Genomic DNA, 21,235 nt, shown 5'->3' on the forward strand with positions numbered 1-21,235 from the left:
GCCGAGCAGGCAGAGCGCCGGCCACTGCCGGCTCGCCACGCCGTCGAGGTCAGCGACCAGGCCGTACCCGCCGCCGGCCGCCACGGCCAGCCCCAGCACACCGAGCAGCACGCCGAGCAGACGCCGCACCCGGCCCCGGGTCGCCAGCAGCGCGCCGCCGCCGGCCAGCGTGACCAGGGCCAACGCCGGGAGCCACGGCAGCAGGGCGGCACCGCCGTGGGCGTCACGCATCGGCGGCAGCGGCGCCGGACGCACGGTCAGTTCCAGAGACCAGGTCCGCGTCGCCGCCCACAGCGCCAGGCCCGCGCCGGCCACGCAGAGCAACACGGCATACGTCAACTCGCGGCGGCCCACCGCGGACCGGTCAGCAGTCATCGGGCCGGCCTTTCGTTCGCGACTGCGGGGCTCCGCTGCGCTGCACTCCTCGCGCTCACCGGGCCGGCTTCAACGTCTCGGCGGACGCGATCGCCGCCAGCACGGCGGCGGCCTTGTTCCGCGTCTCCTGGTCCTCGGCGGCCGGGTCCGAGTCGGCGACCACCCCCGCGCCGGCCTGCACGTAGGCGCGGCCGTCACGGATCAACGCGGTGCGGATGGCGATCGCCATGTCCAGGTCGCCGCCGAAGCCGAAGTAGCCCACCGTGCCGCCGTAGAGGCCGCGGCGCACCGGCTCCAACTCCTCGATGATCTCCATTGCCCGCACCTTGGGAGCGCCGGAGAGCGTGCCGGCCGGGAAGGTCGCGGCGAGCGCGTCGAACGCGTTCTGGTCGTCACGCAGCGTGCCGGTCACGGTGGAGACGATGTGCATCACGTGGCTGTACCGCTCGATGGTCGCGAACTCGGGCACCTCGACGCTGCCCGGCCGGCACACCCGGCCCAGGTCGTTGCGGCCCAGGTCGACCAGCATGACGTGCTCGGCCCGTTCCTTCGGGTCGGCGAGCAGCTCGGCGGCCAGCGCCGCGTCGGCCGTCGGGGTGTCACCGCGTGGCCGGGTGCCGGCGATCGGGTGCAGCAGAGCCTGCCGCTGCCCGTCCGCGCCGGCGGTGACCTTCAGGTGCGCCTCCGGCGACGAGCCGACGATGTCGAAGCCGTCGAAGCGCAGCAGGTACATGTACGGGCTGGGGTTGCTGGTGCGCAACACCCGGTAGACGTCCAGCGGATCGGCGTGGGTGGACCGCTCGAAACGCTGCGACAGCACGATCTGGAAGCACTCGCCGGCCCGGATCGCCTCCTTGGCCGCCTCCACCGCCTTCGGGTAGCCGCCGTCGGGCGTACGGCAGGACACGTCGCCGGTCGGCGGACGCTCGACCGTGGAGATCATTGGCGGGATGGGCCGGGACAGCGCGGTGGTCATCGCGTCCAGCCGGCCCACCGCGTGGTGGTACGCGGCGGTGACCTGCGCGGTGCGGTCCGGGGCGTCCAGCGGTGGCAGCAGCGCGTTGGCGACCAGGATCGCCGAGCCGTCGTAGTGGTCGAGCACCACCAGGTCGGTAGCGAGCATCATGCCCAGCTCCGGCACGCCCAGGTCGTCCTCGATCAGCTCGGGCAGCCGCTCGAAGCGACGGACCAGGTCGTAACCGAGGTAGCCGACCATGCCCCCGGTCAGCGGCGGCAGCCCCGTCGCCCGGGTCGCCGACCGGGCCGGCGAGCGCCGCGACGGTCTCCCGGAGCACCCGCACCGGGTCGCCGTCGGTGGGCAGCCCCGCGGGCGGTTGGCCGAGCCACGCCGCCGCGCCGTTCCGCTCGACGAGGGTGGCGCTGCTGCGGACGCCGATGAACGAGTACCGCGACCAGGCCATGCCGGCCGAGCCGACGCCCTGTTCGGCCGACTCGAGCAGGAACGTGCCCGGTCCACCGGCGAGCTTGCGGTAGACGCCCACCGGGGTCTCCGCGTCGGCCAGCAAACGCCGGGTGACCGGCACCACCCGCCAGTGCGCGGCCAGCTCGGTGAAGGTGGTCGGGTCGGGGGTCACCGCGCCGTCGGTCATGCGCCGGCCCGCCTGTCGTTCGCGACCGCGGGGCTCCGCTGCGCCGCACTCCTCGCGCTCACTGTGCCCCCGCCCCCGTGACCGGCAGTTCGGTGAAGAAGCACGTCCGGTGCCCGGTGTGGCAGGCCGCGCCGACCTGGTCGACGCTGACCAGCAGCGCGTCGCCGTCGCAGTCCAGGGCGACCGAGCGGACGTACTGGTGGTGCCCGGAGGTGGCGCCCTTGACCCAGTATTCGCAGCGGCTGCGGGACCAGTAGGTGGCCCGGCCGGTGGTGAGGGTGCGGTGCAGCGCCTCGTCGTCCATCCAGGCGACCATCAGCACCTCACCGGAGTCGTGCGCGCGGACCACGGCGGCGACCAGGCCGTCGGCGGTGCGCCGCAGCCGGGCCGCGATGGCCGGGTCGAGCCGGGACGGACGGGCCGGCGAGGACGCGGCAGGGCCGCTCGGATCGCTGGGGACGCCGGTCACCGGCGCGTCAGGTACGGGCACAGTGACCCATTGTCCCGCACGCGGGGCGGGGACCGGCGACCGCTCCCGCCCGGTTCCCGGCCGGGGTGCGGCGGGCCGGGCCAGTTGGGCGACGTAGCGGTCCAGGCGCCCGTCGACCAGGGCATCGGCCAGGTCGGTGCCGGCGGCCTCGGCGATCACCTCGGCGTACGGGCGGACCAGCGGCAGTGTGCCGGCGACCAGCCGCACGGCGGCGGCCCAGAGCTGCCCGGTGGAGCCTGGGCGCAGCCCGAGGCAGAGCAGCATGTCCTCCCGGTAGCCGGGCGGGGCGACAGGCAGCTCCAGGGCCGCCGCGAAGGCCGCTCGGCGGGAGGACACCCGCACCGACGGGTTGGCCGGGCGAAGCACCGACGGGCAGAGTCGGGCCAGGTCGGCGACGGCGAGCCGAACGCCCAGACGGTCGTCGGCGGCCCGAGCGGCGGCGGCCTTGCCCAACGCGGCGATCATCTCCTCCAGCCGGGGTGGTTCGGCGGGCTGGCAGAGCACCGGCAGGTCGATCCGGGGCCGCCAGTGCGGGTCGGCCCAGAGCAGCCGCACCGGCGCGGTGACCGGCAGCCCGAACGCCCAGTCCGCCGGCTCGCCGAGCCGGTGCACCCAGGAGCGGACGTCCCGGGCGGCCACCGACACGTGGGTCAGCCGGCCGGCGGATTCGGCCAGGTACGCCCGTCGGGCGGCGTACGGGGCGCCGCCGACCAGCACGTCGAGGTCGACGTCGCTGTGCGCGGTGGCCGTCCGGCGGGCGTGACTGCCGCGCAGGAGGATGCCGACGACCGGTCGCTCGGCGGCCTGCCGCAGCCGCGCGGCCCAGTCCTCGAGAAAACCGCTGTCCGGTAACGGAGCGTGACCCACCGCGCCATCGTGCCGTACGCCCGATCGGCGCGCAATGCCCGATGCCGGACCCGGTGTCCGGTCCGAAGGCTACTGCCCGTTGTCGCGCTCGGCGCGACGGGGCGTCCAGGTGGCCGCGGCCTGACGGTTGCGTCGACGACTGAATCTCATCTAGCGTTGAGTTCATCGGTCGATGAGTTTTCTGGAGGTGTGTGATGGGCGACGCGATAGCCGTCCGTGACCTGGTCGTGGACCGGGGCGGACGGCGGGTGCTGGACGGCATCAGCTGCACGGTCGCCCGGGGTGCCGTCACCGGACTGCTCGGCCCCAGCGGCAGCGGGAAGACGACGTTCATGCGCGCGGTCGTCGGGGTGCAGGTGGTCACCAGCGGGACGATCACCGTCCTGGGACAACCGGCCGGCGCCGCCGCGCTGCGTCACCAGGTGGGCTACCTGACGCAGGCCCCGAGCGTCTACGCCGACCTGACCGTGCGGGAGAACGCCCGCTACTTCGCGGCCCTGCACGGGCGGGGGCGCGCCGAGGCCGACCGGGCGATCAGCGATGTGGGGCTGGCCGGAGCGGCCGGCCAACTCGTGGCCACCCTCTCCGGCGGCCAGCGCAGCCGCGCCTCACTGGCCTGCGCGCTGGTCGGCGACCCGGAGCTGGTCATCCTCGACGAACCGACCGTCGGGCAGGACCCGGTGCTGCGGGCCGACCTGTGGGCCCGGTTCCACGCGCTGGCGGCGGCCGGCACCACCCTGCTGGTGTCCAGCCACGTGATGGACGAGGCGGCCCGCTGCGACCGCCTGCTGTTGATCCGCGAGGGACGGCTGATCGCCGACGACAGCCCGGCCGCGATCCGCGCCGCGGCCGGCGTGGACGACCTCGACGAGGCGTTCCTGCGCCTGATCCGAGCCGGCGCGGCCCGAACCGGAGGAGCAGCCTCATGAACGCGCGCATCCTGGCCGCCACCACCGGACGCATCCTGCGCCAGCTCCGGCACGACCGGCGCACCATCGCGCTGCTGGTGGCCGTGCCGGCCGTCCTGCTCACCCTGGTCTACTTCATGTACGCCGACCAGCCGACCCCACCCGGCCAGCCGTCGACGTTCGACCGGATCGCGTTGGTGATGCTCGGCATCTTCCCCTTCGTGATCATGTTCCTGGTGACCAGCATCGCCATGCTGCGGGAGCGCACCTCCGGCACGTTGGAGCGGCTGCTCACCACCCCGCTGGGCAAGCTCGACCTGCTCTTCGGCTACGGCATCGCCTTCGGTTTGGCCGCCGCCGTGCAGGCCGCGGTCGCCGCCGCGGTCGCGTACTGGATCTTCGACCTGGACACCGCCGGCAGCATCGCTCTGGTGATCGGGATCGCGGTCCTCGACGCGGTGCTCGGCGTCGCCCTCGGGCTGTTCTGCAGCGCCTTCGCCCGCACCGAGTTCCAGGCAGTACAGTTCCTGCCGGTCGTGGTGGTCCCCCAGCTGCTGCTGTGCGGGCTGTTCGTGGCCCGCGACCAGATGGCCGGCTGGCTCCAGGCGCTCAGTGACGCCTTCCCCCTGTCGTACGCCATCGAGGCGTTGCAGGAGGTCGGCGCCAACGCCGAGCCGACCGGCACGATGTGGCGGGACGTGGCGGTGGTGCTCGGCTCGGTGGTGCTGGCGCTGGTGCTCGCGGCGGCCACCCTGCGCCGGCGCAGCGGCTGACCGGCGGCAGCAGCGGGACGAACGAAGGGCGGCGATGACGCGGCGGACCGGCCGGAGACCGGGCAATCCGGGCACCCGGGAATCGATCCTCGATGCGGCGCGGGCGGCTTTCGCCGAGCGTGGCTTCGACGCCGCCTCGATCCGCGCCATCGCCGGCACGGCCGGCGTCGACCCGGCGCTGGTGCACCACTACTTCGGCAGCAAGGACCAGCTCTTCCTGACCGCGATGAACTTCCCGGTCGACCCCGGTCAGCTGGTGCCGAAGGTGCTCGCCGGCGACCGGGACGGCGTCGGCGAGCGCATGGTGCGCATCTTCCTCGGCGTCTGGGACTCTCCGGCCGGTAGCGCCGGGGTGGCGCTGCTGCGCTCGGCGGTGAGCAACGAGTGGACCGCGCGGCTGCTGCGCGAGTTCATCACCACGCAGGTGCTGCGCCGGGTGCTCGAACAGCTCGACGTCGAGCCGGACCAACTGCCGCTGCGCGGTTCCCTGGTGGCCACCAGATGATCGGCCTGGCCATGATGCGGCACGTGATCCGACTGGAACCGGTCGCGTCGGCGGACCCGGAGGCTCTGGCCGCCGCGATCGGTCCCACCATCCAGCGGTACCTCACCGGGCCGCTGCCGGCCTAGACCACCGGCGGGCCGGACCGGTCAGCGCGGCGGGGGCACGCTCGCCGGGCGGCGCATCGGCGGCAGCAGCCGGGCCAGCTCGTCGGGATCGGCCACCGGGCCGGGAAAGGCCAGCCGGACCCGACGTCGGGCGCCGGGACGGCCGAGAGCGACCACCAGCCCGTAACGGTCGACGCGCACCACCCGGGGCGGACCGTCCGGGGCCTGCTCGGTCAACCCGAGCTGCCGGCGCAGGTACTCGGTCACCTGGGTGGCGTCGCGCTCGGCGAGGTCGGCCAGCAGCCGCGCCTCGACCGGGTGCACCGGGTCCGGCTCGGCCTCGGCGTACTCCCCGGGGTCGACTCGCCGCACGGCGCCGGCGTGTTCCCAGCGGACCTCGACCACCTCGAAGCGGTACAGCCGGAACCGGGTGCCCACGTCGAGCAGGTCACCGGTCGGTTCCACGGCGGCGAAGTCGACCGCCGCCCGCCGGGCCTCGTCGGCGCGCAACTCGGCGGCCCACCCGGAGACCCAGGCCCGGCCCAGGCCGGGCGCGCCGGCGGCGGGCGGCAGGTCGAGCACGTCGAGCACCACCGCGACATCCGACCCTCCGGCCACCGGGCGCAGCGCGGCGGCCAGGTGACTGGCCACCGGCACCAGCAGCAGCACCCGGCCGTCCGGGTCGGTCACGTGCCGGGCGTGGTGCGGACCGGGCCGGTGGGCCAGGTGGACGAGGCCGGGCAGCCGACCGGCGACGAGGGTACGAACGATCTCGGCGGGGCTGGGCCGCATGGTGCGACCTCCTTCAGAGGTTAGGCTTACCTAACCCGGAGGGTAGAGCACCCGGCCGTCGACGTCCACCACAGCGGCGCAGGTGGGACGCCACCGCCTCACCGGGTCTGCTCCAGCCAGGAGGCGTAGAGCAGCCCGTAGACCGAGTCGGCGTCGCGGACCAGCTCGTCGTGCGGGCCGCGCTGCACCACCCGACCCCGGTCCACCACGATCACCTCGTCGGCGGCCTGCGCCGTGGAGAGCCGGTGCGCGATGGCGAGGGTCGTCCGACCCCGGGTGACCGCGTCCAGGGTGCGTTGCAGACGCACCTCCGTCGCCGGGTCCACGGCGCTGGTCGCCTCGTCCAGGACCAACAGGTCCGGGTCGGCGACGTACGCCCGGGCCAACGCGACCAACTGCCGCTCCCCCACGCTGAGCGCCTCACCCCGCTCACCGACCGGCGTGTCCAGACCCGCCGGCAGACCGTCCAGCCAGTCCGACAGACCCAACTCGGTGAAGGCCGCGCCGAGCTGCTCGTCGGTCAACTCCGGACGAGCGAACCGGACGTTGTCCCCGACCGTCGCGTCGAAGAGGAACCCGTCCTGCGGCACCATCACCACCCGGGAGCGCAGCGAATCGAACCGGACCTCGGCCAACGGCACCCCGGACAGCAGCACCGCGCCCGCCGACGGGTCCATCAGTCGGGTGAGCAGCTTGGCGAAGGTGGTCTTGCCGCTGCCGGTCTCGCCGACCACCGCCACCCGGCTCTTCGCCGGGATCTCCAGGTCGATGTCGTGCAACACCGGCGGGCCACCGGGGTACGCGAACCGCACCCCCGCGAAGCGGATGTCCAGCGGCCCACCCGGCAGGTCGCGTCCCTGCTCCCCCGGGTCGGCCACGTCCGGGGCGACGTCCAGCACGTCCAGCACCCGACGCCAGCCCGCGATCGCGTTCTGCGCCTCGTTGAGCACCTCGGTGGCGATCTGCACCGGCTGGATGAAGAGCGTCACCAGGAACAGGAACGCCGTCAACTGACCGATCGTCAACGTGCCGTCCACGCCCAGCGTCACCCCGAGCACCACCACGCCGGCCAGCGCCAACCCGGCCGCCAGCTCCCCGACCGAGCTGCCCACGATGCTGATCCGGATCGCCCGCTGCTGCGCCAGGCGCTGACCGTCGATGGCGTCGTCCAGCCGCCGGGCGGTGCGCCCCGCGATGCCGTACGCCCGGATCACCGGCGCGCCGACCACGCTCTCGCCGATCGCGCCGAGCAGCGTGCCGGTGCGCTGACGCACGGTCGCGTACGCCGCGCCCAGGCGGCGTTGCAGCTGCCGGATGACGAACACCGCCGGCAGGAACGCGGCCAGCACCACCAGGGTCAACTGCCAGGAGTACGCCAGCATGACGGCCGTGGTGACCACCAGCTGACCGAGGTTGACCAGCAGGATCACCCCACCCCACTGGAGGAACTGGGTGATCTGGTCGACGTCGCTGGTGACCCGGGAGACCAGCGACCCGCGCCGCTCCGACTGCTGGTGCAGCATCGACAGGTCGTGCACGTGCCGGAACGCCCGGGTGCGCACGTTGGCCAGCGCCGTCTCGCTGACGGTGAACAGCCGACGCATCATCAGGTAACCGCAGAGCGTGGTGACCGTGAGGATCACCGCGGTGATCGCCACCACCGACCACACCACGTCCAGGTTCAGGCCACCGACGATGCCCCGGTCGATGCCCTGCTGCACGGCGACCGGTACGGCCACCCGGCCGACCATGTAGACCAGCGCGAGGGCCAACGTGGCGGCCAGCCCGGTCCGCAGCTCCGGCGAGAGCGCCAGGCCCCGGCGCAGGGTCTGCCAGGTCGTCTCGGCCCGCTCGGCCCGCTCACCAGTGTCTTGCGTTGTCGTCACCGGGCCTGCCTTTCGTTCGCGACTGCGGGGCTCCGCTGCGCTGCACTCCTCGCGCTCACCGGTCCACCTCGATTTCCAGGCCCGACGGCAGCGGTGCCACCTCGTCGTCGTACGGGCGTTCCTGCGCCCGGTCCACCTCCGCCTGCTCGTAGGCGGTGACCAGGTCGACGTAGCCGGGCACGGTGGCCAGCAGTTCGGTGTGCGTCCCCCGGGCCACCACCCGCCCGTGCTCCACGTAGATGACCTCGTCGGCCAGCGCGATCGTGGCCCGGCGGTACGCGACGACCAGGATCGACGCGGCCGGCACCCCCGGCGCACCCGCCGACGAGCGCAGTCCGGCGAGGATGGCCGCCTCGACCCGGGGGTCGACCGCGCTGGTCGCGTCGTCGAGCACCAGCAGTCGCGGTCGGCCGGCCAGCGCGCGGGCCAGGGTGAGCCGCTGCCGCTGCCCGCCGGAGAGCGAGGTGCCCCGTTCGCCGACCATGGTGTCCAGTCCGTCGGGCAGCGCCGCCACGAATCCGTCCGCCTCGGCCAGCCGCAGGGCCGCCCAGACGTCCTCGTCGTCGATGCCCGGCCGGTCCAGGGCGATGTTGGCGCGGACCGTGTCGTCGAAGACGAACGGCACCTGCGCGACGAGAGCCACCGTGCCGGTCAGCGACGCGGCGGTCAGCTCCCGCACGTCGACCCCGTCCAGCTCGACGGTGCCGGAGTCCGGGTCGACGAGGCGCACCGCCAGCGAGGTGATGGTGGACTTGCCGGCGCCGGTCGGCCCGACCAGGGCCACCGTCCGCCCGGCCGGCACGGTGAAGCCGACCTCCCCGAGCACCTGGGCGCCGGGTTGGTGCGCCTCGGCCGGCGGGTACGAGAAGTGCACGTCGGTGAAGGTGAGGGTGGCCGGGCCGGAGGTGGCCGGGTCGAGCACGCGCTGCCCGTACGGCATCTCTCCGGTGGCGTCGAGCACGCGGCGCACCCGGTCCCAGCCGGCGACGCTGCGCGGCAGCTCGGCCAGGACCCAGCCGATGGCCCGCACCGGGAAGGCCAGCACGGTGAAGAGGAACGCCACGCTGACCAGCTCGGTGACGCTGATCGCGCCCTGGCGCAGCCGGAACGCCCCGACCACCAGCACGGCGAGGGTGCCGAGGCTGGGCAGCGTCTCCAGCAGCGGGTCGAAGACACCCCGTAGCCGACCTACCGCGACCAGCGAGTCGCGCAGCTCACCGGCGCGGCTGGCGAACCGGGCCGTCTCCTGCGCCTCGCGGCCCATCGTCTTGACCACCAGGGCGCCGTCGAAGCTTTCGTGGGCGATGCCGCTGACCTCGGCGCGCAGCCGCTGGGCGCGGGCCTGCCGGGGCGCCATCCGGCGGGAGTAGACCACGTTGAGCGCGAACAGCGCCGGGAAGACCGCGAGGCCGACCAGGGCGAGGGCCCAGTCGGTGGCGAACAGCGAGACGATCGCGCCGACCAGCATCACCAGTGTGCCGACGGCGAAGGGCAGCGGCGCGATCGGGTACCAGGCCGCCTCCACGTCGGAGTTGGCGTTGGACAGCAGCGTGCCGGTGGAGTTGCGGTGGTGCCAGGCCACCGGCAGGTCCAGGTAGCGACGGGTGACCCGGCGACGGTAGGCGGCCTGGAGGCGGTACTGCATGTAGCCGGCGCCGAGCCGGCGGCCGAAGATGCCCACCACGCGCAGCACGCTGATCCCGAACAGCGCGGCCGCGGCCAGCGCCAGCGTGCCGACGCCCACCTGGCCGCGGGCGATGGACGGCACCACCACCTCGCCGACGACCCCGCCGACCACGTACGCGCTGGCGATGACCATCGCGCCGAACAACACACTGCCGACCACCGCGACCGCGAAGATCCGTGGCTGTTCCCGGATGGCCTGCCCCAGGACGCGCAGTCCTCGACCCAGCACGTCCCGACTTGTCCTGCTCGCCACGCTCTCCCCCGCCGTAAGCCACAATTATCTCCCTCATCCTTACCGCTGCGGGCCAGCACCGCCGACCCGGACCGGATATGTCGACCGTCACGTACCAGCCGGCGGCGGGGTCGCCGACGTGACCCGCGCCCATCCGCGCGCGGGGACGGACGGCCGGGCCTACGATCGGGCCATGTCGCGGTACGCCCGAGCCGAGCGCCAGGCGCTGGCCGATCTCCTCCTGGCCCGCGGGCCCGACGCGCCGACGATCAACGAGGGCTGGGCCACCCGTGACCTCGCCGCGCACCTGGTGCTGCGCGAGCGCCGGCCGGACGCGGCCGGCGGGATCCTGCTGCCGCCACTGCGCGGGTACGCCGAGCGGGTGCGCCGCCGCCTCGCCGCCCGTCCGTACGCCGAACTGGTGGCGCAGGTGCGCCGACCTCCGAAGTGGAGCCCGGTCAGCAACCCGCTGACCGACGAGCTGGTCAACACGATGGAGTTCTTCATCCACCACGAGGACGTGCGGCGGGCCGTCCCCGGCTGGCAGCCCCGCGACCTGGCCGTCGGCCTACAGACCGCCCTGTGGAAGCGGGCCGCGCCGATGGCCCGGCTCGCGCTGCGTCGCTTTCCGGCGGACCTCTACGTGCAGGCGCCCGGGCACGGTGAGGTCTCCGTCGGCCGTGGTGGCGAGCGGCTGCGGGTGGTCGGCGCGCCGGCCGAGCTGGCCCTGTTCCTCTCCGGACGGCAACGGGTCGCGAGGGTCCAACTGGACGGCCCACCGGAGGCCGCGCGCCGACTGCGCGCCGCCAGCCTGGGAATGTGACTCTCTGAACTCAAACGGTCACAGAGAACGTGTGGAATTTCCCACACCCAGCGAAACATACTGATGCCTCCTCCCGTACGCTTCACCGCGCCGCTCTGCGCCGGGCGGCACGGAGTGGGGGCGCACTGTGCGGAGTTTCGCGATTTCGGCGCTGCGGGAGCCCCCGTTCACGGCGGGGCGCCATGGCGCCACGGAGCAGGTGGCGAGCGAGAGCGTCGAGTGGGCGCGCGCGTTCGGGCTGGTCGATTCCAGCCACCGTGTGCACCGGCTGCAACGGGCCGACGCCGCCGGTCTGGCCGGCCGCGCCTGCCCGGACGGATCGGTGGACGGGCTGCGGCTGCTCACCGACCTGATCAGCTGGCTTTTCGTGATGGACGACGCCTGCGACGAGGACGGCCTCGGCGCCGACCCGGTCCGGCTGGGGCCGGCGATCAGCACCCTGCTCGACGTGCTGGACCGGTGCGGGGACCCGGACGTCGTACCGCCCGCCGGCGGGCCGCTCGGTGACGCGCTGCACGACCTGTGCCGCCGGATCCGACTTCACGACCACGCGGCCCTGCTGCTCCGGTTCGTCAGCCAGGTCCGGGAGTACCTGCTGGCGCTGCTCTGGGAGGCGACCAACCGGGAGCGTCGGCGCATACCCGAGTTGGCGGAGTACGTCCAACTGCGCCGGCACATCGGCGGCGTGCACCCCTGCCTCACCCTGACCGACCTGGCGTCGGCGCAGCCGCCCCGGCCGACCCAACGCGCCGATCCGGCGCTGGTCGCCCTGGATCTGCTGGCGGTGGACCTGGTCTGCTGGTGCAACGACCTCTTCTCCTACGGCAAGGAGAGCCAGGCGGACCCGGACGCGCAGAACCTGGTGACCGTGATCGCCCAGGAGAGCGGCGCGGACGAGGCGGACGCGTTGCAGGCGGCGGCGGACCGGTTCAATGAGGGGCTGGCGGCGTACCTGACGGCGGAGGAAGCGCTGCTGGCGAGTGGCGAGGACGGCGTACGGCCGGCACTGACGGCGCGCCGCAACTGGGTGCGCGCCACCTACGACTGGTCAGTCGCGGCCGCCCGGTACGCCTGATCCGGCCGTACCGGCTGGTGGCACGGGACGCCGAACGATCACCAGGGCTAGCCGATTCCCGCCGCCAGGCAATACTCTTCGGTAACCACCATGACGTGACCCCCGTCACGCCACCACCCCCGAAGGCGGCTACAGCGATGGCTCTCGATGTACCGTACCGCTCCATCCCGGACATGTTCCTCAAGCGCGTGGCGGCCACCCCCGACCAGCACGCGTTCGCGTCCCCGAACTCCGACGACTCGGGCCCCAGCTGGCTCACCTGGGCGCAGGTCGGGCAGCGCGCCAAGGCGGTCGCCGCCGGCCTGCACAGCCTGGGCATCGGCCTCGAGGACCCGGTCGCGATCATCGCCAACACCCGCCTGGAATGGGTGATCGCCGACTTCGGCATCATGTGCGCGGGCGGGGCGACCACCACCGTCTACCCCACCACCGAGCCGGCGGACGCGACGTACATCATCGCCGACTCCGGTTCCAAGGTGCTGGTCGCGGAGAACCCGGCCCAGGCTGCCAAGATCGCCGGAGCCGACCTGCCCGCCCTGACCCACGTGGTGCTCATCGACGGCGTCGCCGACGCGTCCGCCGCGGTGCCCCAACTCACCCTCGCCGAGCTGGAGGAGCGGGGCGCCCGCGCGCTGACCGCCGAGCCCGACCTGATCGACATGATCGTCGCCGGCATCGGCCCGGACCAGCTGGCCACCCTGATCTACACCTCCGGCACCACCGGCCGCCCGAAGGGTGTCGAGCTGCTGCACGGCGGATGGTGCTGGGAGGCCGTGGCGCAGGCCGAGGTGGGGCTGCTGCGCGACGACGACCTGCAGTACCTGTGGTTGCCGCTGTCCCACTCGTTCGGCAAGACCCTGCTCTGCGGCGCCATCCACGTCGGCCTGCCCACCTACGTCGACGGCCGGGTGGACAAGCTGGTCGACCTGCTCTCGGTGATCCGGCCGACGCTCATGTGCGGCGCCCCCCGCGTCTTCGAGAAGGTCTACAACCGGGCGGTGACCACCGCGCAGGACGCCGGCGGCGCGAAGGCGAAGATCTTCGCCTGGGCCGTCGGGATCGGCAAGGAGAAGGTGGCCCTGGAACAGGCCGGCAAACCGGTGCCGGCCGGGTTGAAGCTGCGCTACGGGCTGGCCGAGAAGCTGGTGTTCAGCAAACTCCAGGCCCGCCTGGGCGGGCGGATGCGGGTGCTGGTGTCCGGCGCCGCCCCGCTCAGCCCGGAGATCGCCACCTTCTTCGCCGCCGCCAACCTGCCGATCTCCGAGGGCTACGGCCTCACCGAGACCAGCGCCGGCAACTTCGTCAACCCGCCGTCCGGGCTGCGCATCGGCACGGTCGGCACCGCGATGGGCGACCTGGAGTGCCGCATCGACACCGACGGCGAGATCCTGGTCCGTGGACGGCCGGTGATGCGCGGCTACCACAACCTGCCGCAGGAGACCGCCGCCGCGTTCACCGAGGACGGCTTCTTCCGCACCGGCGACATCGGCACCCTCGACGAGCAGGGCTACCTGCGGATCACCGACCGCAAGAAGGACCTGGTCAAGACCTCGGGCGGCAAGTACATCGCGCCCTCGCACATCGAGGGGATGTTCAAGGCGCTCTGCCCGTACACCTCGCAGGCGATCGTGATCGGGCAGGCCCGCAACTACTGCACGATGCTCGTGACGCTCGACCCGGACGCGATCCGGGGCTGGGTGGCCGGCGGCCCGCTGGAGGGGCGCGACTACAGCGGGATCGTCGCGTCACCGGAGGCCCAGGCGATGGTCGAGGAGTACGTCGCCCAGCTCAACGCCAAGCTCAACCGCTGGGAGACGATCAAGAGGGTGACGATCCTGCCGCGCGACCTGACCATCGAGCACGGCGAGATCACCCCGTCCCTGAAGATCAAGCGACGCGGTGTGGAGAGCAACTTCGCCAGCGAGATCGACAAGATGTACAGCGGCACCCTCGCCGAGCTCTGAGTCGGCCGAGTCGGTGGCCCCGTACCCGCGTGGGTGCGGGGCCACCGGCGTCCGGCACCACCGGTCCGGCTCGGCTCAGGCGATGACGGCTGGCTCCTGCCACCGCTGCCGGCCGGCCCGGTCCAGGTCGTAGCGGACCCCGGCGATCCGCCCGACCGCCTCCACCAGGTCGGCGGCGGGCAGGGTGAACGGCAGTCGGAGGAACCGTTCCAGGGTGCCGTCGAGGCCGAACCGGGGGCCGGGGGCCAGCCGGACGCCGACCTCCTCGGCGGCCCGGGCCAGCGCGCTGGAGACCGGGCCGTCCAGCTCGGCCCAGAGCGTCACGCCGCCCCGTGGCGCGGTGACACGCCAGTCCGGCAGCCGGTGCGCCAACGCGCCGAGCAGGGCGTCGCGCTGCGCGGCGAGCTGGGCACGCCGGTCCCCGACGATGGCCGGCGCGTCGGCGAGCAGGTGCACCGCGACGAGTTGGTCCAGCACCGGGCTCGCCATGTCCACACCGACCCGGACGGCGGCCAGCCGCTGCACCTGCGGCGCGGAGGCGCGTACCCAGCCGATCCGCAGGCCACCCCAGTACGGCTTGCTCATCCCGCCGATGCTGACCACTCGGGAGTGCCGGTCGAAGGTGGCCATGGGTGGTGGCAGCTCGGTGCCGTCCAGCGGCAGGTCCACGAAGGACTCGTCGACGATGAGGTCGGTGCCGGCGGCGTGGGCGGCGGCCACCACCCGCTCACGCAGCGGGGCCGGCATCAGGTGCCCGGTCGGGTTCTGGAACTCCGGAATCAGGTACGCCAGCCTGGGTCGGGTCTGCCGGAGGCTGCCCAGCAGCAGGTCGGCCTCCCAGCCACCGGAATCGGCGGCCAGGCCGTGGGTGGTGATCCGGGCCCGACGGCCGGCCAGCGCGGCCAGCGCGTTGGGGTAGGTCGGTGACTCGACCAGCACACTGCCGCCGGGCGCCAGGGCGAGCCGAAGTACCAGGTCGAGTGCGTGCTGGGTGCCGCTGGTCACCATGATCTGGTCGGCCGAGGTCGGCAACCCCCGTGCGGTGTACCCGTCGGCGACCGCCTCGCGCAGCTCGATGATGCCGGTCGGGTGGTAGCCGGCGCCGCCCAGGTACCGGGGCAGGTCCTCGGCGGCGGCCCGGGCGGCCGTCAGCAGCTGCGGCGGGGCGGCGAGCGCGGCGACGCCGAGGTCGATCATCTCCCGGTCGTCCAGTGGGGTCCACAGGCCGGTGCTGGCCACCCGGTGGTTGCCGGGCAGCATGGTCCAACTGCCGGCGCCCCGGCGGCTGGCCAGGTGCCCGGTCTCACGCAGCTGCCGGTACGCGGCGGTGACCGTGGTCCGGCTGATCCGCAGGGCCTCGGCCAGCTCCCGTTCGGCCGGCAGGCGGACGCCCAGCGGCAACCGACCGTCGGCGAGCAGACCCCGCACCGCGCCGGCCAGGGCGGCGTAGTCGGGGCTGCGCCGGCGACCGGGCAGGGCGTGCCACTGCCCGAGCAGACGGGCCAATTGGACGCCGCGCACTTCACCGGTCATGGCCACTCCTCGGATATTGGCTTCTTTCCCCGGGAGGATTGGCCCCTAGGGTGGCATGCATGGCACTGATTGGCAATCTGCGGTACCGGCCGGCGCGACGGCTGAGCCAGCTCTACGTGGGGCTGGTCCTCTACGGGGTCAGCATGGCCCTGATGGTCCGCTCCGATCTGGGCCTCGACCCGTGGGACGTCTTCCACCAGGGCCTGTCCGAGCGAACCGGGCTCTCCTTCGGCACCGTCACCATCGCGGTCGGCGCGCTCGTGCTGCTGCTCTGGATCCCGCTGCGGCAACGCCCCGGGCTCGGCACGGTCAGCAACGTGGTCGTCATCGGCCTGGTGGTGGACGCCACGCTGGCGTTGCTGCCGGCGGGTGGCCCGCTCGGCGTGCGCATCGCGCTGCTGGTCACGGGAATCGTCGCCAACGGCGCCGCCACCGGCCTCTACCTCGGCGCCCAGCTGGGCCCCGGCCCCCGCGACGGCCTGATGACCGGCTTCGTGGCCCGCCGGCCCGGCTGGTCGATCCGGCTGGTGCGCACGGTCATCGAGGTCACCGTGCTGGCGCTGGGCTGGCTGCTCGGCGGCACGGTCGGCGTGGGCACCGTCGCGTACGCGCTGGCCATCGGTCCACTGGCGCACCTGTTCATACCGGTGTTCGCCGTGCCCATGACGGAGGCCACCACACCCGCCCCGACGGCCGCGCCCGCCGGCTGAACCCTCACCGACCGTCCCCGGACCGGCACACCGCGGTGGTGAAGAGGGCCGATGGTGGGTGGGTGTTCCCTTCCGCGACGCGCGCCGTCATCATCTCTTCATGGGGGAGAACGGTTGGCGCTGGACGGACGCCTGGATCTTCGTGTCGCTGGTCATCGCGAGCGGTGCCGGTCGGCACCGTCGATCGGCGACCAGCCGCAGGCCGGAGGGCGTCCGCCTCACCGATGTGCTCTCCACCGCCGACCACCTCAACCATGCGATCCCGCAGCGGCACGAGGTGGAGGCCGCCGTCCAGCGTCTGGTCGGCGCGGGCCTGATCAGCGTCGCCGACGGCTGGTTCCGGATCACCGGCGAGGGTGAGCAGCTCTGGCGCAGCCGCCCGCGCGCCGGTGTCGCGACGATGGTGGACACCGTGCAGGGTGTCCTGAGCCGCCGGCACGCGCCGGGCAGCGCCGACTGGATTCTGGACGAGGCCGACCACGCGGCGGCCGTCCAGGAGTACGTGGTCCGCTCGATCCCGACGCCCCGGCGCTCCCCCGAGGGGCACTCCGGCGGGCACTGACCGGGCTCAGCGCACCGGGTGACCGCCGCGGCGCAGCGCGTCCTTGACCTCGGCCACGGTCAGCTCGCCGAAGTGGAAGACGCTGGCGGCGAGCACCGCGTCCGCGCCGGCGCCGATCGCCGGCGGAAAGTGCGCCACCTCGCCAGCGCCGCCGCTGGCCACCACCGGCACGTCCACCACCGCCCGCACCGCCGCGATCAGCTCCAGGTCGAAGCCCGCCTTGGTGCCGTCGGCGTCCATCGAGTTCAGCAGGATCTCCCCCGCGCCCAACTCGGCTCCCCGCTGCGCCCACCGCACCGCGTCGATGCCCGTGCCCCGCCGGCCGCCGTGCGTGGTGACCTCGAAACCGCTGGGGGTGCTGTCGGTCGCGGCCCGGCGCACGTCGAGAGAGAGCACCAGCACCTGCCGGCCGAACCGGTCGGCGATCTCGGCGATCAGCTCCGGACGGGCGATGGCGGCGGTGTTCACGCCGACCTTGTCCGCACCGGCGCGCAGCAGGGTGTCCACGTCGGCGACCTGCCGGACCCCACCGCCGACGGTCAGCGGGATGAACACCGACTCGGCGGTGCGGCGCACCACGTCGAGCATGGTGCCCCGGTCGCTGGAGGAGGCGGTGACGTCGAGGAAGGTCAGCTCGTCCGCGCCGGCCCGGTCGTACGCCGCGGCCAGCTCCACCGGGTCACCGGCGTCGCGCAGGTCGAGGAAGTTGACCCCCTTGACCACCCGCCCGGCGTCCACGTCCAGACAGGGGATCACCCGCACCGCCACCGTCATGCCGCGAGCCTATCCTCCGCGCGCGCGGCGGCGGCCGACCTGTGAGACCGGCCACCGCCGCGCGTCGGATCGGGACTCACACCCGGACGAGCATCTTGCCCAGGTTCTCGCCACGCAGCAGGCCCAGGAACGCCGCCGGGGCGTTCTCGATGCCGTCCACGATCGTCTCGTCGTACGACAGCGTGCCGTCGCGCAGCCAGCCGGAGACGTCGGAGACGAACGCGTCGCGCAGGTTGTTGTGGTCGCCGACCAGGAAGCCGCGCAGGGTGAGCCGCTTGCCGATGACCAGCGCGAGGTTGCGCGGCGCGGCCGGCGGCTCGGTGTCGTTGTACTGCGCGATCATGCCGCAGATGGCGGCCCGGCCGTGCAGGTTCATCGCCGAGATCGCCGCCTCCAGGTGATCACCGCCGACGTTGTCGAAGTAGACGTCGACACCGTCCGGGGCGGCCGCCCGCAGCGATTCCCGTACCGGCCCGTCGTGGTAGTCGAAGGCGGCGTCGAAGCCCAACGCCTTGAGCCGCTCGACCTTGGCCGGCGAGCCGGCGCTGCCGACCACCCGGCCGGCGCCCTTGAGCTTGGCGATCTGACCGACCAGGCTGCCCACCGAGCCGGCCGCGGCGGAGACGAAGACGGTCTCGCCTGGCTTCATCGCCGCCACCTCCAGCAGGCCGGCGTACGCGGTCAGGCCCGCCATACCCAGCACGCTGAGGTACGCGGTGACCGGTGCGAGACTCGGGTCGACCCTGCGGACGGCCCTGGCCTCCAGCAGCGCGTACTCACGCCAGCCGAGGCCGTGCAGCACGGTGTCGCCGACGGCGACGCCCTCGGCCTCGCTGGCCACCACCTCGCCGACCGCGGCGCCGTCGAGCGGCGCGTCGAGCGCGAACGCCGGCACGTACGACTTGACGTCGTTCATCCGCCCCCGCATGTACGGGTCGACGGACATGTACTGGTTGCGGACCACGATCTGGCCGGGACCAGCCGTCGGCACGTCGGTCTCGACGAGCCGGAAGTTCGCCTCGGTGGGCCAACCGGCGGGACGGCTGGCCAGGTGGATCTCACGGTTGCCGGTCACTCGGTGGTCGTCCTCTCGTCCGCGGGTGATGGCCTGGTCCGCGACGTCACGCGGGCAGGGTCTCGCGGACGGTCAGCGCGACGTCGATGTTGCCGCGGGTGGCGTTCGAGTACGGGCACACCTGGTGGGCCTGCTCGACGAGCTGCTCGGCGGCGTCGCGGGGCACGGCGGGCAGGTCGACGACGAGCCGCACGGTGAGCCCGAACCCGCCGCTGCCGTTCGGGCCGATGCCCACCTCGGCGGCGACGACCGAGCCGGTCACGTCGGCCTTGGCCCGGCGGGCGACCAGCCGCAGCGCGCCGTGGAAGCAGGCCGCGTAGCCGGCGGCGAAGAGCTGCTCCGGGTTCGCGGCGCCACCGGCGCCACCCATCTCCTTCGGCACGGCCAGGTCGAGCGTGAACGTCCCGTCCGAGGTCTCGACGTGGCCGTCCCGGCCGTCGCCGCTGGCGGTCGCGGACGCGGTGTAGAGAACCTGCATGGTGGTCACTGCTCCTTCTGTCGGTGGATGGTGTCGGTGACCCGGGTGAGGGTGTCGCGCAGCGCGACCAGCTCGGCGATGCCCAGCCCGGTCGCCCGGGCGATCTGGAGCGGGATCTCGTCCACCCGCTGCCGCAGGGCCCGGCCCCGCTCGGTGAGACCCACCTCGACCCGTCGCTCGTCGCGCGCCGAGCGCCGCCGCACCACCAGGCCCGCCCCCTCCAGCCGCTTGAGCAGCGGGGAGAGCGTGCCGGAGTCCAGTCGCAGCTCGGCGCCAAGCTCGGAGACCGTGGGGGCGTCGTCGGGGCGCTCCCAGAGCACCAGCAGCACCAGGTACTGCGGGTAGGTCAGCCCGAACTCGTCGAGGATCGGCCGGTAGACGTCGGTCAGGGCGCGCGACGCGGCGTAGAGCGCGAAGCACACCTGCCGGCGCAGCACCAGGTCATCGGTCACCGCCGAACCATAGCCCACAATTAAGTTGTGCACAACTTATCTGGCTGTGGCTCGGCCGCGACAGCGATCACCGCCGCCACACAACCTCAGTCGTCGGTGACGTACGCCTCCAACTCCACCTCGACCAGGTGCTCCGGATCCAGCAGACCAGCCACCACCACCAACGTCGCCGCCGGCCGGACCGCGCCGAAGACCACGTTGTGCGCCCGACCCACCTCGTCGGCGTGCAGCCGGTCCGTCACGTACATCCGGGTCCGGACCACGTCCCCCGGCCCCGCACCCACCTCGGCCAGCGCCGCCAACCCGATCCGCAGCGCCTGCGCGGTCTGCGCGGCGGGGTCACCCACGTGCACCACACGACCGTCCACCGTGGCCGTGCAGCCCGCCGTCCAGGCCCGGTCACCCGCCCGGACGACCCGGGAGTAGCCGTACCGCTGCTCCCACGGACCGCCCGAGCCCAGCCGGGTGACCGTCACGCCTCAGCCAGCGTCCGCAGCGCCCCGGCCACCGTGAAAGCGCCCGCGTACAGCGCCTTGCCGGCGATCACGCCCTCCACACCGAGCGACTCCAGCGTGGCCAGCGCCCGCAGATCGTCCAACGTCGACACGCCGCCGGAGGCGATCACCGGCCGGTCGGTCCGGGCACACACCTCACGCAACAGCTCCAGGTTCGGCCCGCGCATCGTGCCGTCCTTGGTGATGTCCGTGACCACATACCGGCTGGCGCCGGCCTTGTCCAGCCGCTCCAGCACCTCGTACAGGTCACCGCCGTCGCGGGTCCACCCACGCGCCGACAGGGTACGACCACGCACGTCCAGCCCGATGGCCACCCGGTCGCCGTACTCCCCCACCACCCGGTCACACCACACCGGGTCCTCCAGGGCCGCGGTGCCGATGTTCACCCGGGCCGCCCCGGTGCCCAGGGCCGCACGCAACGACTCGTCGTCGCGGATACCGCCGGACAACTCCACCTTCACATCCAACTGGCGCACCACCTCGGCGAGCAGGTGCGCGTTGGTGCCCCGGCCGAACGCCGCATCCAGGTCGACCAGGTGGATCCACTCCGCGCCGTCCTGCTGCCAGGCCAGCGCGGCGTCCAGCGGGTCGCCGTAGATGCTCTCGCTACCGACAGCGCCCTGCACGAGCCGGACGGCCCGGCCGTCGGCGACATCCACGGCGGGTAACAGGGTGAGACTCAACGTCTTCTCCTCGATCAGGTACGACGGTCCAGAGCGATCACGACGATCGCCGGCAGTACGAGCAGCAACAACACGACCAGCGCGACACGCAGCGCCAGATCGTCGACGAACGTCCAGATCAGGATCAGCGCCGCCCCGGTGAGCAGCACGATCGCCGCCCGCTCACCCCGAGTGTGCCGGGCCAGCCGACCCGACCGGCCCCGACGCAGCCGCGGCGTCAACCGGCGGACCACCGCCCTGCGGCGCTGCCGGCGAGCCACCCGACGCTGCCGCACCGCCCGATCGCGGGCCTGCTCCGCCTCCCGCTCCGCCCGACGGCGGGCCCGCTCCCGACTCACCGCGCACCCCACCGGACGGGCAGCG

At 73.4% G+C, this 21,235-nt stretch carries 21 protein-coding genes and 3 pseudogenes; 9 read left to right on the forward strand and 15 right to left on the reverse strand.

The genetic code is table 11. From position 1 onward, the window contains the following. The 4 genes and pseudogenes from JNW91_RS15555 to JNW91_RS32340 form a co-directional block, all read right to left on the reverse strand. Positions 1–375: Trp biosynthesis-associated membrane protein (locus tag JNW91_RS15555; protein WP_203175921.1), on the reverse strand; the 375-nt coding region annotated here is incomplete at its 3' end. A 55-nt stretch (positions 376–430) separates the two neighbouring features. Then, positions 431–1,985, reverse strand: a pseudogene (locus JNW91_RS15560) (anthranilate synthase component I). Positions 1,986–2,043: 58 nt separating this feature from the next. Then, complete coding sequence (gene hisI / locus JNW91_RS32335; protein ID WP_309244378.1) at positions 2,044–2,475, reverse strand: phosphoribosyl-AMP cyclohydrolase; 432 nt, start codon at positions 2,473–2,475, stop codon at positions 2,044–2,046. Positions 2,476–2,655: 180 nt separating this feature from the next. Beyond that, positions 2,656–2,940 (reverse strand): annotated as a pseudogene (locus JNW91_RS32340) (phosphoribosyl-AMP cyclohydrolase); the annotation flags it as partial. 596 nt (positions 2,941–3,536) lie between these two features. Here JNW91_RS32340 and JNW91_RS15570 point away from each other — a divergent pair. From JNW91_RS15570 to JNW91_RS33155, 4 genes and pseudogenes are all read left to right on the forward strand, one after another. Then, positions 3,537–4,271 (forward strand): ABC transporter ATP-binding protein, encoded by a 735-nt coding sequence (locus JNW91_RS15570; protein WP_203175924.1) that lies wholly within the window; start codon positions 3,537–3,539, stop codon positions 4,269–4,271. Next, entirely contained in the window at positions 4,268–5,023 is a 756-nt protein-coding gene (locus tag JNW91_RS15575; RefSeq protein WP_203175926.1) for an ABC transporter permease, read from the forward strand. The genes JNW91_RS15570 and JNW91_RS15575 overlap by 4 nt, the downstream gene beginning before the upstream one ends. Positions 5,024–5,057: 34 nt before the next feature. Next, positions 5,058–5,363, forward strand: a pseudogene (locus JNW91_RS33610) (helix-turn-helix domain-containing protein); the annotation flags it as partial. 44 nt (positions 5,364–5,407) lie between these two features. Next, complete coding sequence (locus JNW91_RS33155) at positions 5,408–5,653, forward strand: TetR/AcrR family transcriptional regulator (protein ID WP_309244376.1); 246 nt, start codon at positions 5,408–5,410, stop codon at positions 5,651–5,653. Positions 5,654–5,674: 21 nt separating this feature from the next. On the opposite strand, the gene JNW91_RS15585 is transcribed toward JNW91_RS33155, so the two are convergent. The 3 genes from JNW91_RS15585 to JNW91_RS15595 all read right to left on the reverse strand — a co-directional run bounded on the left by JNW91_RS15585 (position 5,675) and on the right by JNW91_RS15595 (position 10,249). Continuing rightward, positions 5,675–6,424 (reverse strand): DUF2470 domain-containing protein, encoded by a 750-nt coding sequence (locus tag JNW91_RS15585; protein ID WP_203175928.1) that lies wholly within the window; start codon positions 6,422–6,424, stop codon positions 5,675–5,677. 98 nt (positions 6,425–6,522) lie between these two features. Then, complete coding sequence (locus JNW91_RS15590) at positions 6,523–8,310, reverse strand: ABC transporter ATP-binding protein (RefSeq protein WP_203175931.1); 1,788 nt, start codon at positions 8,308–8,310, stop codon at positions 6,523–6,525. A 55-nt stretch (positions 8,311–8,365) separates the two neighbouring features. Beyond that, positions 8,366–10,249, reverse strand: a complete 1,884-nt coding sequence (locus JNW91_RS15595) for an ABC transporter ATP-binding protein (protein WP_203175933.1) — start codon at positions 10,247–10,249, stop codon at positions 8,366–8,368. Positions 10,250–10,421: 172 nt separating this feature from the next. On the opposite strand from JNW91_RS15595, the gene JNW91_RS15600 reads away from it, so the two are divergent. The 3 genes from JNW91_RS15600 to JNW91_RS15610 all read left to right on the forward strand — a co-directional run bounded on the left by JNW91_RS15600 (position 10,422) and on the right by JNW91_RS15610 (position 14,090). Continuing rightward, a complete protein-coding gene (locus JNW91_RS15600) occupies positions 10,422–11,051 on the forward strand; it encodes a TIGR03085 family metal-binding protein (RefSeq protein WP_203175935.1) in 630 nt (209 codons plus the stop codon). Positions 11,052–11,250: 199 nt separating this feature from the next. Next, positions 11,251–12,126 carry a terpene synthase family protein gene (locus JNW91_RS15605; protein WP_309244377.1) on the forward strand — a complete coding sequence of 292 codons (876 nt, stop codon included), beginning with the start codon at positions 11,251–11,253 and terminating at the stop codon, positions 12,124–12,126. Between the two features lie 137 nt (positions 12,127–12,263). Further along, positions 12,264–14,090 (forward strand): AMP-dependent synthetase/ligase, encoded by a 1,827-nt coding sequence (locus JNW91_RS15610; RefSeq protein ID WP_203175939.1) that lies wholly within the window; start codon positions 12,264–12,266, stop codon positions 14,088–14,090. A 75-nt stretch (positions 14,091–14,165) separates the two neighbouring features. On the opposite strand, the gene yczR is transcribed toward JNW91_RS15610, so the two are convergent. Continuing rightward, positions 14,166–15,623, reverse strand: a complete 1,458-nt coding sequence (gene yczR, locus JNW91_RS15615; protein WP_203175940.1) for a MocR-like transcription factor YczR — start codon at positions 15,621–15,623, stop codon at positions 14,166–14,168. A 59-nt stretch (positions 15,624–15,682) separates the two neighbouring features. On the opposite strand from yczR, the gene yczE reads away from it, so the two are divergent. Both yczE and JNW91_RS15625 read left to right on the forward strand, forming a co-directional pair. After that, positions 15,683–16,333 carry a membrane protein YczE gene (gene yczE / locus JNW91_RS15620; protein WP_203175941.1) on the forward strand — a complete coding sequence of 217 codons (651 nt, stop codon included), beginning with the start codon at positions 15,683–15,685 and terminating at the stop codon, positions 16,331–16,333. A gap of 100 nt (positions 16,334–16,433) precedes the next feature. Further along, positions 16,434–16,895 carry a hypothetical protein gene (locus JNW91_RS15625; RefSeq protein ID WP_203175942.1) on the forward strand — a complete coding sequence of 154 codons (462 nt, stop codon included), beginning with the start codon at positions 16,434–16,436 and terminating at the stop codon, positions 16,893–16,895. A gap of 6 nt (positions 16,896–16,901) precedes the next feature. Here JNW91_RS15625 and hisF read toward each other — a convergent pair whose 3' ends face one another. The 7 genes from hisF to JNW91_RS15660 all read right to left on the reverse strand — a co-directional run bounded on the left by hisF (position 16,902) and on the right by JNW91_RS15660 (position 21,210). Next, on the reverse strand, positions 16,902–17,669 hold the full coding sequence (gene hisF / locus JNW91_RS15630) for an imidazole glycerol phosphate synthase subunit HisF (RefSeq protein ID WP_203175949.1): 768 nt from the start codon (positions 17,667–17,669) through the stop codon (positions 16,902–16,904). Positions 17,670–17,745: 76 nt separating this feature from the next. After that, positions 17,746–18,744 (reverse strand): NADP-dependent oxidoreductase, encoded by a 999-nt coding sequence (locus JNW91_RS15635; protein ID WP_203175951.1) that lies wholly within the window; start codon positions 18,742–18,744, stop codon positions 17,746–17,748. A gap of 46 nt (positions 18,745–18,790) precedes the next feature. Beyond that, the gene (locus JNW91_RS15640; RefSeq protein ID WP_238425067.1) at positions 18,791–19,222 is read right to left on the reverse strand and encodes an organic hydroperoxide resistance protein; all 432 of its coding nucleotides are present in this window, start codon (positions 19,220–19,222) and stop codon (positions 18,791–18,793) included. A gap of 5 nt (positions 19,223–19,227) precedes the next feature. Then, on the reverse strand, positions 19,228–19,674 hold the full coding sequence (locus tag JNW91_RS15645; RefSeq protein ID WP_203175957.1) for a MarR family winged helix-turn-helix transcriptional regulator: 447 nt from the start codon (positions 19,672–19,674) through the stop codon (positions 19,228–19,230). An 86-nt stretch (positions 19,675–19,760) separates the two neighbouring features. Beyond that, positions 19,761–20,150, reverse strand: coding sequence for a RidA family protein (locus JNW91_RS15650; RefSeq protein ID WP_203175958.1), 390 nt, complete (start codon positions 20,148–20,150; stop codon positions 19,761–19,763). Continuing rightward, positions 20,147–20,872, reverse strand: a complete 726-nt coding sequence (priA, locus tag JNW91_RS15655) for a bifunctional 1-(5-phosphoribosyl)-5-((5-phosphoribosylamino)methylideneamino)imidazole-4-carboxamide isomerase/phosphoribosylanthranilate isomerase PriA (RefSeq protein ID WP_203175959.1) — start codon at positions 20,870–20,872, stop codon at positions 20,147–20,149. The genes JNW91_RS15650 and priA overlap by 4 nt, the downstream gene beginning before the upstream one ends. A 14-nt stretch (positions 20,873–20,886) precedes the next feature. Further along, positions 20,887–21,210: a hypothetical protein gene (locus tag JNW91_RS15660; protein ID WP_203175960.1), complete on the reverse strand. Its 324-nt coding sequence runs from the start codon at positions 21,208–21,210 to the stop codon at positions 20,887–20,889. Between the last annotated feature and the right edge of the window lie 25 nt (positions 21,211–21,235).

Origin of the sequence: Micromonospora parastrephiae, from assembly GCF_016802865.1 — a bacterium.
Taxonomy (GTDB): domain Bacteria; phylum Actinomycetota; class Actinomycetes; order Mycobacteriales; family Micromonosporaceae; genus Micromonospora; species Micromonospora parastrephiae.